The organism is Streptomyces afghaniensis, from assembly GCF_044327915.1.
Taxonomy (GTDB): Bacteria; Actinomycetota; Actinomycetes; order Streptomycetales; family Streptomycetaceae; genus Streptomyces; species Streptomyces afghaniensis.
Genome location: NZ_JBIRGJ010000009.1, coordinates 280,259 through 292,559, shown reverse-complemented (window position 1 = coordinate 292,559; position 12,301 = coordinate 280,259). Strand labels below are relative to the sequence as shown.

General features: G+C 73.1%; 9 protein-coding genes. 1 reads left to right on the top strand and 8 read right to left on the bottom strand.

Features of this window, described 5'->3' with window-relative positions:
- Positions 1–46 precede the first annotated feature (46 nt).
- Positions 47–286: a hypothetical protein gene (locus ACH4G3_RS33300; protein WP_397627984.1), complete on the bottom strand. Its 240-nt coding sequence runs from the start codon at positions 284–286 to the stop codon at positions 47–49.
- Positions 287–481: 195 nt separating this feature from the next.
- On the opposite strand from ACH4G3_RS33300, the gene ACH4G3_RS33295 reads away from it, so the two are divergent.
- A complete protein-coding gene (locus tag ACH4G3_RS33295) occupies positions 482–1,963 on the top strand; it encodes a serine/threonine-protein kinase (RefSeq protein WP_397627983.1) in 1,482 nt (493 codons plus the stop codon).
- A gap of 88 nt (positions 1,964–2,051) precedes the next feature.
- Here ACH4G3_RS33295 and ACH4G3_RS33290 read toward each other — a convergent pair whose 3' ends face one another.
- The 7 genes from ACH4G3_RS33290 to ACH4G3_RS33260 form a co-directional block, all read right to left on the bottom strand.
- Positions 2,052–2,444: an NUDIX domain-containing protein gene (locus ACH4G3_RS33290; RefSeq protein ID WP_397627982.1), complete on the bottom strand. Its 393-nt coding sequence runs from the start codon at positions 2,442–2,444 to the stop codon at positions 2,052–2,054.
- Positions 2,445–2,460: 16 nt separating this feature from the next.
- Positions 2,461–3,279 (bottom strand): TrmH family RNA methyltransferase, encoded by an 819-nt coding sequence (locus ACH4G3_RS33285; protein WP_020269477.1) that lies wholly within the window; start codon positions 3,277–3,279, stop codon positions 2,461–2,463.
- Positions 3,280–3,342: 63 nt separating this feature from the next.
- Positions 3,343–4,584 (bottom strand): uroporphyrinogen-III C-methyltransferase, encoded by a 1,242-nt coding sequence (cobA, locus tag ACH4G3_RS33280; RefSeq protein WP_020269478.1) that lies wholly within the window; start codon positions 4,582–4,584, stop codon positions 3,343–3,345.
- A gap of 159 nt (positions 4,585–4,743) precedes the next feature.
- On the bottom strand, positions 4,744–8,916 hold the full coding sequence (cobT, locus tag ACH4G3_RS33275) for a nicotinate-nucleotide--dimethylbenzimidazole phosphoribosyltransferase (protein ID WP_397627981.1): 4,173 nt from the start codon (positions 8,914–8,916) through the stop codon (positions 4,744–4,746).
- Between the two features lie 367 nt (positions 8,917–9,283).
- Positions 9,284–10,504: a precorrin-6y C5,15-methyltransferase (decarboxylating) subunit CbiE gene (cbiE, locus tag ACH4G3_RS33270; RefSeq protein WP_397627980.1), complete on the bottom strand. Its 1,221-nt coding sequence runs from the start codon at positions 10,502–10,504 to the stop codon at positions 9,284–9,286.
- 145 nt (positions 10,505–10,649) lie between these two features.
- Positions 10,650–11,282, bottom strand: coding sequence for a GNAT family N-acetyltransferase (locus ACH4G3_RS33265; protein WP_020269482.1), 633 nt, complete (start codon positions 11,280–11,282; stop codon positions 10,650–10,652).
- 140 nt (positions 11,283–11,422) lie between these two features.
- Positions 11,423–12,241 carry a MetQ/NlpA family ABC transporter substrate-binding protein gene (locus ACH4G3_RS33260; protein WP_397627979.1) on the bottom strand — a complete coding sequence of 273 codons (819 nt, stop codon included), beginning with the start codon at positions 12,239–12,241 and terminating at the stop codon, positions 11,423–11,425.
- Positions 12,242–12,301 lie beyond the last annotated feature (60 nt).

The window sequence follows — 12,301 nt, the reverse complement described above, 5'->3', positions numbered from 1 at the left end:
AGACGCAGGCCCAGGTCTCAGGGTCTTCCCCGAAGGGACGCCCGGCTCACCCCGCTTTGTCTGAGCTTTCCTCCCTCGGAATCGGCTGCTCGACCAGTGCCAACACCCGGTTCGCCATGAAGCGGGCCGTACACACGACGGTTCCGCTCCTGGTGACTTCGCTCACTTCCACGACACCTCGGCGTACCGCTGTCTCCACCCTGCGGCCCGCCCGGCTCGCCACCACCTCGTACGTGCGCGTCGTGTCGCCGGCGTCCACGACTATCTCCACACGGTCACCCTTCACGGGTCCAATCCCCCTTCCGTGCCAGGCGGTTGGGGTCACCCCCCGCGCGAACACGGCCTGCCCGCACGCCCCCTGACCACCCTTCAAGTCTCCCACCCGCCACTGACAATCCGCCGCCCCGAGAGGGCGCGGCCTCTGCGCGCGGGCGGCCGTGGAAACGTAAGCTGTGGCTCGTCACAGGACCGGGCAGCGGGGATGAACATGGCGATGATGCGCCTGAGGCGCGAGGACCCGCGCGTCGTCGGCTCGTTCAGGCTTCACAGACGGCTCGGCGCGGGCGGGATGGGCGTGGTCTACCTGGGCTCCGACAAGAAGGGGCAGCGGGTCGCGCTCAAGGTCATCCGGCCTGACCTGGCCGAGGACCAGGAGTTCCGCTCGCGGTTCGCCCGGGAGGTCTCGGCGGCACGGCGGATCCGCGGCGGGTGCACGGCACGGCTCGTGGCGGCCGACCTCGACGCGGACCGGCCCTGGTTCGCCACGCAGTACGTACCCGGCCCCTCCCTGCACGACAAGGTCGCCGCCGAGGGGCCGCTCGGCGCGGCCGACGTCGCCGCCGTGGGTGCCGCCCTGTCGGAGGGCCTGGTCGCCGTGCACGAGGCCGGGGTCGTGCACCGGGACCTGAAACCGTCCAACATCCTGCTGTCCCCGAAGGGGCCGCGGATCATCGACTTCGGCATCGCCTGGGCCACCGGCGCCTCGACGCTCACCCACGTCGGTACGGCGGTCGGCTCGCCGGGCTTCCTCGCACCGGAGCAGGTGCGCGGGGCCGCCGTCACACCGGCCACGGACGTGTTCTCGCTCGGTGCCACGCTCGCGTACGCCTCGATGGGCGACTCGCCCTTCGGGCACGGCAGTTCCGAGGTGATGCTGTACCGCGTCGTGCACGAGGAACCGCAGCTGCACGGCGTACCCGACGCATTGGCTCCGCTCGTCCGGGCGTGCCTGGCGAAGGACCCCGAGGAGCGGCCCAGCACGCTCCAACTGTCCATGCGGCTCAAGGAGATCGCGGCCCGCGAGGCGCAGGACCTCGCCGGCGTCCGGCCGCCCGCGCCGCGTGGTGCCGAGACCGACCGGCCCACCGACACCTATCCCGAGCGCGGCCGGCGTCCGCAGGGACAGCAGGGTGCGGGGGCGTCGGGGGCGCAGCGGGGCCGGGGGACTCCCCCGCCGCGGCGCTCCTCGGGGCCCGGGGACGGCGGTCCGCCGCCGGACGGTCCGGCTTCCCAGAGCGGAGCCGGCGCCCGGGGCGGAAACGGCGCGCGGGGCGGAGCCCGGGCGGCGAGCGGCGGAAACCGGCCGACGGGCGGCGGGAACCGCGGCAGGACTCCGATGCGCGGCTCAGGTGCCTCACGCGGCGGCACCCCGTCGCGGTCCGGAGCGCGGCCGACGCCAACCGGGCGCAACGGTACCCGGCAGGGCAGCGGCAACCGCCCTGCCCCGCACAGCGGCACCGGGCGTCCGGGGTCCAGGAACACGGGGACCGGGCTCCGGCCCGCCAACCCCCGGCTGTTGCGGCAGCGGCTGTTCGTGTTCGTCGTGGTCACGCTGCTGGTGGCGGTCGGCATCGCCCTGGTGCAGGGCTGCCAGAGCTCGGCGCGGGGACTCGGCGGCGACGGGGGCGGCGTCCGGCAGGAGCACGTCCAGCAGGGCTACGGACCGCAGGGATTCAAGCCGTAAGGCTTCGAGCGGTAAGGCTTCGAGCGGTAAGGCTCCGGAGCGCAGGAACTGCGAACCACAACAGGGCTTCGCTGCCTCAGGCCCGTGGTCACAGCCCCGGCAGGATCCGCTCGAAGAACTCGCGGTCGCCGTCGAAGACCGGATCCAGGGCAAGGAACTCCTCCGGCGTGACCCAGCGGGTCTCGGCGACCTCGCCGGGGTCGGGGACGACCTCCCCCGTGTCGGCGCGGGCGGTCCACCAGTGGAGGCGGAAGCCGTGGTCGTCGGTCTCCGACTCCCACACCTTCGCCAGCGGCACGACAGTGAGGCCGACCTCCTCGCGGACCTCCCGGACGACCGCCTGCTCCTGGGTCTCGCCCGGTTCGAGCTTGCCGCTCAGCGGCTGCCAGTAGCCGGGACGGGCGACCGCCGGGCCGCGCCGGATCGCGAGGAAGCGGTCCCCGCGCCGCAGCACGGCGACGATCGCCTGGCGCTGTTCCACGGACGGCCCCCAGGACTCAGGACTGCGGGCGGCCGGTGGCCACGGCGTAGAAGGCCACGGCCGCCGCCGCGCCCACGTTGAGGGAGTCGACCCCGTGGGACATGGGGATGCGGACCCACTCGTCGGCGGCGACCAGGGCCTGGGTGGAAAGGCCGTCGCCCTCGGCACCGAGCATGAGGGCCACGCGGTCCATGGTGTGCGGGGCGGCCTCGTCGAGGGGCCGGGCCTTCTCGTCAGGGGTGAGGGCGAGCAGCGTGAAGCCGGCCTCGCGGACCGACTCCAGGCCCTTGGGCCAGGTGTCCAGACGGGCGTACGGCACGGAGAACACCGCGCCCATGGAGACCTTCACACTGCGGCGGTAGAGGGGGTCGGCGCAGTCCGGGGAGAGCAGGACCGCGTCCATGCCCAGAGCGGCGGCGGAGCGGAAGATCGCGCCGATGTTGGTGTGGTCGTTGACCGACTCCATGATCACGACGCGGCGAGCGGTCTGGAGGAGGTCGGCCGCCGTGGGCAGGGGCTTGCGCTGCATCGAGGCGAGCGCGCCCCGGTGCACGTGGTAGCCGGTGACCTGCTCGGCGAGTTCCGGGCTGACCGCGTAGACCGGGGCGGGGAGTTCGTCGATGACGTCGCGCATGACGTCGACCCACTTGGCCGAGAGCAGCATGGACCGCATCTCGTAGCCCGCCTCCTTGGCCCTTCTGATGACCTTCTCGCCCTCCGCGATGAAGAGGCCCTCGGCGGGTTCGCGCTTGCGGCGCAGGTCCACGTCGGTCAGGCCGGTGTAGTCGTGCAGGCGCGGGTCGTCGGGATCCTCGACGGTGATGAGATCGGCCACAGGGTGATACTGCCTTGTCCTGGGTGCGGTGCCAACGGCTTGGACGGGTTGGGTTACCCGGGGTTACTCGCGGGGCGCGGTGGCTGTCGGGCCGACCTTCACGACCTCGCCGATGACGATGACCGCCGGGGGCTTCACGTCCTCGGTACGGACCGTCTCCGCGACCGTCGCGAGGGTCGCGTCGACTCGGCGCTGAGCCGCCGTCGTGCCCTCCTGGACGAGGGCGACGGGGGTGTCGGCCGGCTTCCCGTGCGCGACGAGCGCCTCCGCGATCTTTCCGATCTTGTCGACGCCCATGAGGATCACCAGCGTGCCGGTCAGCCTGGCCAGGGCCGGCCAGTCGACCAGGGAGCGCTCGTCATCCGGCGCGACATGGCCGCTGACCACGGTGAACTCATGGGCGACGCCGCGGTGAGTGACCGGGATACCGGCCGCGCTCGGAACCGAGATCGAGCTGGAGATCCCGGGGACGACCGTGCAGGGGATACCGACCTCGGCGAGGGCCTGGAGTTCCTCCATGCCGCGGCCGAAGACGTACGGGTCGCCCCCCTTCAGGCGGACCACCGACTTGCCCTGCTTCGCGTGCTCAATCAGCGCGTTGTTGATGGCCTCCTGGGCCATGAAGCGACCGTAGGGGATCTTCGCCGCGTCGATCACCTCGACGTGGGGCGGGAGCTCGGCGAGGAGATCGCGCGGGCCCAGGCGGTCCGCGATGACGACGTCCGCCTCGGCAAGCAGACGACGGCCGCGCACGGTGATCAGGTCCGGGTCGCCGGGGCCGCCGCCGACCAGGGCGACTCCCGGTGTGCGGGTGCGGTGGTGCGGGGCGACGAGCGTGCCGTCGCGCAGGCCCTCGACGACGGCGTCGCGGATCGCGGCGGTGTGGCGCGGGTCGCGGCCGCGGGCGTCCGTGGTCAGTACGGCGACCGTGACGCCCTCGCTGTGGCCGGTGGCCGGGGTCCAGGCCGTCGCCTCGTCGGCGTCGTCGGAGCGGACGCACCAGACGCGGTTGCGTTCCGCCTCGGCGGAGGCCCTGGTGTTCGCTTCGGTGTCGCCGGTGGCGATGAGGGCGTACCAGGCGTCGGCGAGGTCGCCCTCCTCGTAGGGACGCTGGTGCCAGGTGATCTCGCCGGCGTCCGCCATGGCCTGCACGGAGGGGGTGACCTCGGGGGACACGAGGATGATGTCCGCGCCCGCCGCGATCAGGGCCGGGAGGCGGCGCTGGGCGACCTGGCCGCCGCCGAGGACGACCACGCGACGGCCGGTGAGGCGGAGGCCTACGGGGTAGGCGGGGTGTTCGGCCATGAGGGTGCGGCTCCTGTTGCGGCGGTGGTTCGGTAGCCCTGACGTGCGGATTTTACGGCGCGGGTGTTCGGGGTGGCACAGGTGTCCGGTGGCTGGGCGTCGTCACCGGGTGCGGGTGCGTGGGTCCGCGTCCACGGACCCACGCGCACCTCAGGAGCCTTACTTCTCCGTCACTCCCGCCGAATCGAACGTCGCCACCTCGTGCATCGCCCGGGCCGTGCTCTGGACCAGGGGAAGGGCCAGGAGGGCGCCCGTGCCCTCGCCGAGGCGGAGGTCGAGGTCGACCAGGGGGCGCAGGCCGAGCTTGTTCAGGGCGGCCACGTGGCCGGGCTCGGCGCTGCGGTGGCCGGCGATGCACGCCGCCAGGACCTCCGGGGCGATGGCGCGGGCCACCAGGGCGGCGGCGCCGGCGCTGACGCCGTCCAGGATCACCGGCGTGCGCAGGGACGCGCCGCCGAGGAGGAGGCCGACGATGGCGGCGTGTTCGAAGCCGCCGATCGCGGCGAGCACGCCGATCGGGTCGGCCGGGTCCGGCTGGTGGAGTTCGAGGGCCCGGCGGACGACCTCGGTCTTGCGGGCGAGGGTCTCGTCGTTGATACCGGTGCCCCGGCCCGTGACCTCGGCCGGGTCCACACCCGTGAAGACGGAGATCAGGGCGGCGGAGGCGGTCGTGTTCGCGATGCCCATCTCACCGGTGAGCAGGGCCTTGTTGCCGGCGGCCACCAGGTCGCGGGCGGTCTCGACGCCGACCTCGATGGCCTGCCTGGCCTCCTCGCGGGTCATCGCGGGGCCGGTGGTCATGTCGGACGTGCCGGCCCGGACCTTGCGGGGCAGCAGTCCCGGCGTGGCCGGGAGGTCGGCGGCGACGCCCACGTCGACGATGCAGACCTCGGCGCCCACCTGGGTCGCGAAGGCGTTGCAGACGGCGCCGCCGCCGAGGAAGTTGGCCACCATCTGGGCCGTGACCTCCTGCGGCCAGGGGGTGACCCCCTGCGCGTGCACGCCGTGGTCACCGGCGAAGATCGCCACGGCGGCGGGCTCCGGGATGGGCGGCGGGCACTGGCGGGACAGGCCGGACAGCTGCGCGGAGATGATCTCCAGCATGCCCAGCGCACCGGCCGGCTTGGTCATACGCTTCTGGCGCTCCCACGCCTCGCCGAGCGCCTTGGCGTCGAGCGGGCGGATCTGCGCGACGGTCTCGGCGAGCAGGTCGTGCGGTTCCTCTCCGGGCAGGGCGCGGCGGCCGTACGTCTCCTCGTGCACGACCCAGGACAGCGGGCGGCGCTTGGACCAGCCGGCCTGCAACAGCTCGGGCTCGTCCGGGAACTCGTCGACGTAACCGACGCACAGGTAGGCGATGACCTCGAGGTGCTCGGGCAGGCCGAGGGCGCGGACCATCTCGCGCTCGTCGAAGAAGCTGACCCAGCCGACGCCGAGGCCTTCGGCGCGGGCGGCGAGCCAGAGGTTCTCCACGGCCAGGGCGGCCGAGTACGGGGCCATCTGGGGTTGGGTGTGACGGCCGAGGGTGTGACGGCCGCCGCGGGTCGGGTCTGCGGTGACGACGATGTTCACCGGCGTGTCGAGGATGGCCTCGATCTTCAGTTCCTTGAACTGCTTGGCCCGGCCCTTGGGGAGGGACTTCGCGTACGCGTCACGCTGGCGCATGGCCAGTTCGTGCATCGCGCGCCGCGTGTCGGCGGAGCGGATGACGACGAAGTCCCAGGGCTGCGAGTGGCCTACGGAGGGCGCGTGATGGGCGGCCTCCAGGACGCGGAGCAGCACCTCGTGCGGGATGGGGTCGCTGCGGAAGCCGTTGCGGATGTCTCGGCGTTCGCGCATGACCTTCAGCACGGCCTCGCGCTCGGCGGGGTCGTAGCCGGGGGCGGCGGGACCGGTGGACTGTCGTGCTTCTGCCACTGCTGCCGCGCTCTCTGCTTCGTGGCGTTCCTGATCCGCCAGGTCTTCCTGTTCGGCGCCCCGGGTGTCGAGGTCGTCGGCGTTCTGTGCGAGTTCGGCGTCGCCTTCGCGGGGTGCGGGGACGATGACCACGGGTTCCGCCTCGGGCTGGGCCGGCTGGGGGACGACGGCCTGGGACTGCTGCGGACCCTGGACATGCGGTCCGGCCTGCTCGTCCGGGACCGGGCCGGGGAGTACGACGGTGACGTCCTCGGCGGATGCCGAGGGAGTCTCCGGGGGCTGGGGGGGTTGGGGGGTCTGGGGGATCTGGGGGGCTTCCGGTGCCGCGGGGGCCGGGGTGGCTTCGGCGGGTTCGAGTGTGACGGCTGCCGGCTCGGGTGCGGTGGCTGCCGAGTCGGACGCGGCGACTACCGGCTCCGAAGCGGCGGATACCGGCTCGGAGGTGGTGGCTGCCGGCTCGGAGGTGGTGGCTGCCGAGTCGGAGACGGCGACTACCGGCTCCGAAGCGGCGGATACCGGCTCGGGTGCCGGCGGCGCCGCCTCGGCTGTGGGGTCGGGTGCGGGTGTTTCGGGGGCCTGAGCCGGTACCACTGCCTCGGCGGTCGCGCCGGGGGTCGCCTGGGCAGGTGCGGGGACCTCTGCTCCGGGGTTGGGCGTGGCCGTCTCGGCGGGCTGAGGAGGCACGGTTGCGGCAGGGGGCTCAGCCGGTGCGGTGCTCTCCGGTGCCTCGACGGGCGCCTCGGGGGCGGGTGCGTCGGCGGGCGCGGGGGCCTCGGCAGCCGGAGCGACGGCTTCCGGGACGACCGCCTCGGGGGTCGGGGCGGGGGCGGCAGGGGCGGGCGCTTCGGGGGCCGGAGTGGGCGCTTCAGGGGCGGCAGCGGCGGTCTGCGGTGCCGTCATCTCTGGTTCCTGCGCGGCCGCATCGGCGTCAGTTGCCTCGGGGACCTGGGCAATCGGCTCAGCAACCTGTGCCGCGGCCTCGTCGCCACCGGCCTCCGGCTCCTGCGCGACGGACTCGGTCGCGGGCACGCCCGGTGCGGCAGCCTCGGGGGTGATACCCGCTGCCTGTGCCTGTGCCTGTGCCTGTGCCTGTGCCTGTGCCTGTGCCTGTGCCTGTGCCTGTGCCTGTGCCTGTGCCTGTGCCTGTGCCTGTGCCGCAGCGTCGGGCCCCGCAGGGTCCGGCAGTTGGGGGGCGACGGCCTGTGCCGCATCCGCCTCGGGCGGAGCTACGACAGCAGGCTCGGGCGCGGTGGCGGCCTCCGGGAACGGGACCGCCTCGGGCACCGGTGCGGCCTCCGGGACAGGAGCGGATGCCGTGCCCTGCTCCGCAGCAGCCGCCGGGGCCTGCTCACCACCGTCGGCGGATTCGCCGACGGCACCCGGCTCCCCGGGTGCGTCGGGAGCACCATCGGCGAGCGGCGGTTCACCGTCCTGGCCGGAACCGTCCACGACCGGCCCCGGCGCATCCTCCGGAACCGGCGATCGGCCCTGCTCAGCCTCGGCCACGGCCACCGGCTCACCCGCCGGGCCAGCGCCCACACCAGCGGGCTCGCCGGCAACCCCGGGCTCGGCCGCGGCCACCTGGTCCCCGGAGGTACCGGTGCCCACGCCGGCGGGGTCACCCACAACGGCCGCACCCTCAGCGGGAACGGCCTGCTCCGGCTCGCCGGCAGCCACCGGCGCACCGGCGGGCTCGCCCGGGACCGTCGCACCCTGCGCGGCCTGTTCGGCGTAGGCACCCTGCGCCGGCTGCTCCGCGTAGGCAGCCTGCGCGGAACCGGCCGGGGCCGTCGCTGCCGCGGGGGCCGGCTCCGGGGCGACACCGGTGGCGACGGCCTGGGCCGTGCCGGCCTGCTCCGCTGCCGGAACAACCGTTTCCGCAGGCGCCGCCCCGACGCTCACCTGGACCTGGGGCGGAACCTGCGCGCCCCAGGGCGCGGCGGCCGGCGCCGGCGATTCCGGGGCGCGCGGGCCGTCGAGGAACTCGGGGCCGGGCGCCGCCCCCACGGGCTGTCGTAGCGGCGCTTCGGCGGGGCCGCGGTCGGCGAGCGAGCGGACCGGGCTGGCGGAACTGTCGGGGAGGGGCGGGCCGAGGTGCAGCGGCCGGCGCGGGGTGATGGGAGGGATCGGCGGCGGGTCGGGCAAGCGGACGCCGCCGAGGTCGACCGAGCCGCTGTCGCGGCCGGAGAGCTCGTGCGGGCCCGGCTGGTGCACGGCCTCGACGACCGGCTCCGGCGCGGGCGGGGCGACCTCGTTGCCCCAGGCGCCATGGGAGCCCGGCAGCAGCAGGTCCTCGTCCTCGACGGTGTCCTCGGAGAGGTAGGCGTACGCACCGTGCGCGGGGGCGCCCGGCTGCTCCACCATGCCTGCGCTCTCCGGCAGTCCCTCGCCCGGGACCTGGCCGGTGTCGGTCATGCGTACCCCTCGCCCATCGGTTAGTGCTCCTACGACCAGCTCACCCGGAACGGCGCACCGACCGCCCCACAGTGAAGAACGAGCGTGCGTCCCCAGCGGCACGAACGGCCCGCCCGGAAAAGGCGACAAAGCCACTCACTGGCATTGTTGCGGCCGAAGCACCGTCACGGCAGCTTGATCCGCGACGGTTCCACTGTGGACTGCGCCACGTTGCGCGTCCTCCGGTTCTGCCGTACCACACTCCCCCCAAAACGGGCGGGTTTTCCGGACATTGGCCGACGAACTGCCGGACGTCCGCGTGCGGTGCAGCGATCGGCCAGCCTACCGCGCGCAGTACGACAACCCGATCACGGGGACGGCGGCGGGGTCAGGCGCTGCGCCGGGCCAGTACCCCGCTGAGCAGGAACGCGACGCTCCGTTCCTTCTCCGTCCAGGCCCGGGTGTCGAGTTCGACGGACTGGAGCAGGGCGCACTCGACGCCGTATCCGTGCTCCGTCAGGTCCCGGCCGATGAGTTCGGCGGCGTCCCGGGTGGCGGCGTGCGTGACGATGCGCTGTGGGCGGCGGTCGGCGACGGCCGAGACGACGGCCGCTCCCCCGCCGCCGACGCGGACGACGTCGGGTTCGGGCAGGTTCTCCAGGACGTGCGGTGCGGTGCCGTGCACGATCTGGAGCTGGACGCCGAGGCGGCGGGCGGTCGCGTCGGTGCGGGCGCAGGCCGCCCGGTCGCTGTCGACCGCGAGGACGGCTGCCCCGGCGCGCGCGGCCTCGACGGCGAAGGCTCCGCTGCCGCAGCCGATGTCCCACACGAGGTCGCCGACACGCGGTCCGAGACGGGCGAGTTGGGAGGCGCGCAGCAGCTGCGTCTCGCCCTCTTTGAGGTCACCGCCGTACGCGTCGGCGGGCAGGGACCAGCCTCTTGGTCCGGCGGACGGGTCGCGGCCGGCGATCCAGCCGCCGGTCTCCCCCGCGGTGCCGGGTCCGGCCGGGCCGCCGAGGACGATGACGACGTTGGGGTCGCGCCAGGTGTGGTCGGCGGCCTTGTCGGAGGTGACGACGCTGACCCGCTCGTGTGCGGTGCCGAGTTCCTCGCAGATGACGAAGGAGCGGTGGACTCCTTCGAGGAGCAGGCCGAGTTCGGCGGGGCCGGCGCCGGGTGAGGTGAGAACCGCCACCTTGGTGTGGGCGCGGCACACGTTCACCGCGCGGCGCAGGGTGCGGCGGTGTGCGACGACCACTTGGGCGTCGTCCCAGGGCATGCCGGCGCGGGCGAAGGCGGCGGCGACCGAGGAGACGGCGGGGACGACCTCCACTTCGAGGCCGAACTCGGGAGCGCGCAGGGTGCGTACGACGCCGAAGAAGCCGGGGTCGCCGTCGGCGAGCACGACAGCCGTGCCGCGGTGGCCGGCGATGCGGCGGGCGGCGAGTGCGACGCTGCCGAGGCGGATGCGCTCGGCGCCGGCGGGTACCTCGGGGAGCGCCAGGTGGTGGGCGGCACCCGCCACGAGCGTGGCGGCACCCAGGGCGGCGCGCGCCGCGGTGGTCAGCGGCGAACCGTCCCAGCCGATCACCGTGACCCGGTCGGCCATCGTCGTCAGTCTCCAGGGGTTTTCGCAGGTCGTGTCTGTGCCGTGTGATGAGCTGCCCGCAGGCGGGCTCCGTGAGAGTACCCGGTGAACCCGCCGGAAGGGGCGGCAGTGGTGTCGCGCGCGGTGTCCGTTCCGGTCGCCTGCGTCAGTTCCAGTCGCCGAAGGACGTGAAGCCGCCGGGCAGCTGGTCGCCGACGCCTTCGAGGTCCTCGGGGAGCAGGCTCCAGACGATCAGGTCGGTGCGCACCTCGGTCCACTCGCCGTCGTCCGTCCGTGCCCGGGCTATCCAGGCGCCGCGCAGCACTCCCTCGCTGATGCAGCCGATCTTCTGGGCCACCTGCTGGGAGGCGGTGTTGTCGGCCGGGGTGCGCAGTTCGAGGCGCTCGAATTTCTGGTCGTTGAAGAGCCACTGCGCGGTGATGAGCGCCGCCTCGGAGGCGTAGCCCTCGCCGCGGGCCCAGGGGGCGATGACGTAGGAGATCTCGCTGGAGCGGATCCGCCAGTCGGTGTTCCGGATGTGGACGACGCCGACGAGGCGCTGGGTGAGGAACTCGGTGACGGCGAAGACGATGCCGCGGCCCTCGGCCCGTTCGGCCGGGGCCTGTTCGGTGATCCAGGAGCGCGCGTGGGCCTCGGTGTAGGGGTGCGGGACGGTGGTCCAGGCGGTGACGAGCTCGTCGTTCATCATGTCGGCGAACGACTGGATGTCCGGCTCCTCGAAGGGGCGCAGGACCAACCGCTCCGTGCTGATGGAGACGTTGGGAAAGGTGCTCGTCATGCGCGCTCCGTAACCTTCGGTGAACCTTCAGGGCCTGCTGAACTGCCCAGCATGCAGCATGAAAGCACTGATCCGCACCACGGGGCCCTCCCCCACCCGGTGTGGGAGGACCCCGTGCGGGACGGGTGCCGGGCGCGGGCTCAGAAGGAGGCGAGCACGGAGCCGGCGTACTTGTCCTGGATGAACTTCTTCACCTCGGGCGAGGTGAGGAGCTTCGCGAGCTTCTTCACGCGCGGGTCGTTCTCCTCGCCCTTCTTCACGGCGAGGAAGTTGCCGTACGGGTTGTTCTTCGGGGACTCCAGGACGAGGGCGTCCTTCGACGGCTTGAGGTCGGACTCGATGGCGTAGTTGCCGTTGACGACGGCGGCGTCCACGTCGTCGAGGGAGCGCGGCGTCTGGGCCGCCTCCAGCTCCTTGAACTTGAGGTTCTTGGGGTTCTTGGTGATGTCGGAGGGGGTCGCCTCGTTGCCGACGCCCGCCTTGAGGGTGATGAGCCCGTTCGCGGCGAGGAGCTTGAGGGCGCGGGCCTCGTTGACGGTGTCGTTGGGGATGGCGACGGTCGCACCGCTCTTCAGGTCGCCGGCCTTCTTGACCTTGTGGGAGTAGAGGCCGAGCGGCTCCAGGTGGACCGTGACGACGGGCACGATGTCGGTGCCGTTCTTCTTGTTGAAGTCGTCGAGGTACGGCTTGTTCTGGAAGTAGTTGGCGCCCACGGAGCCGTCCTGCGTCGCGGTGTTCGGCGTGACGTAGTCGGTGAACTCCTTGACCTGGAGGTCCAGGCCCTCCTTCTTCGCCAGGTTGTCCTTGACGTAGTTGAGGATCTCGGCGTGCGGGACGGGGCTGGCGGCGACGATCAGGGGTCCGTCGGAGCCGGAGTCGCCCGCGCCGCAGGCGCTGAGCCCGAGGGTGAGGGCTCCGGCGGCGAGGACGGCGGTGGTGATCTTGGCGGTGTTACGCACGAAAAGTGCCTTTCCTTATGACCTTGCGGGTGGTGCGACCTCGTCGTGGGTGGACGAGGG

Coding starts and splice junctions, on each gene's coding strand:
- ACH4G3_RS33295 (WP_397627983.1), top strand. CDS start 482: ATGAACATGGCGATGATGCGCCTGAGGCGCGAGGACCCGCGCGTCGTC.
- cobA (WP_020269478.1), bottom strand. CDS start 4,584: ATGGCCGAACACCCCGCCTACCCCGTAGGCCTCCGCCTCACCGGCCGT.
- cobT (WP_397627981.1), bottom strand. CDS start 8,916: ATGACCGACACCGGCCAGGTCCCGGGCGAGGGACTGCCGGAGAGCGCA.
- cbiE (WP_397627980.1), bottom strand. CDS start 10,504: ATGGCCGACCGGGTCACGGTGATCGGCTGGGACGGTTCGCCGCTGACC.
- ACH4G3_RS33265 (WP_020269482.1), bottom strand. CDS start 11,282: ATGACGAGCACCTTTCCCAACGTCTCCATCAGCACGGAGCGGTTGGTC.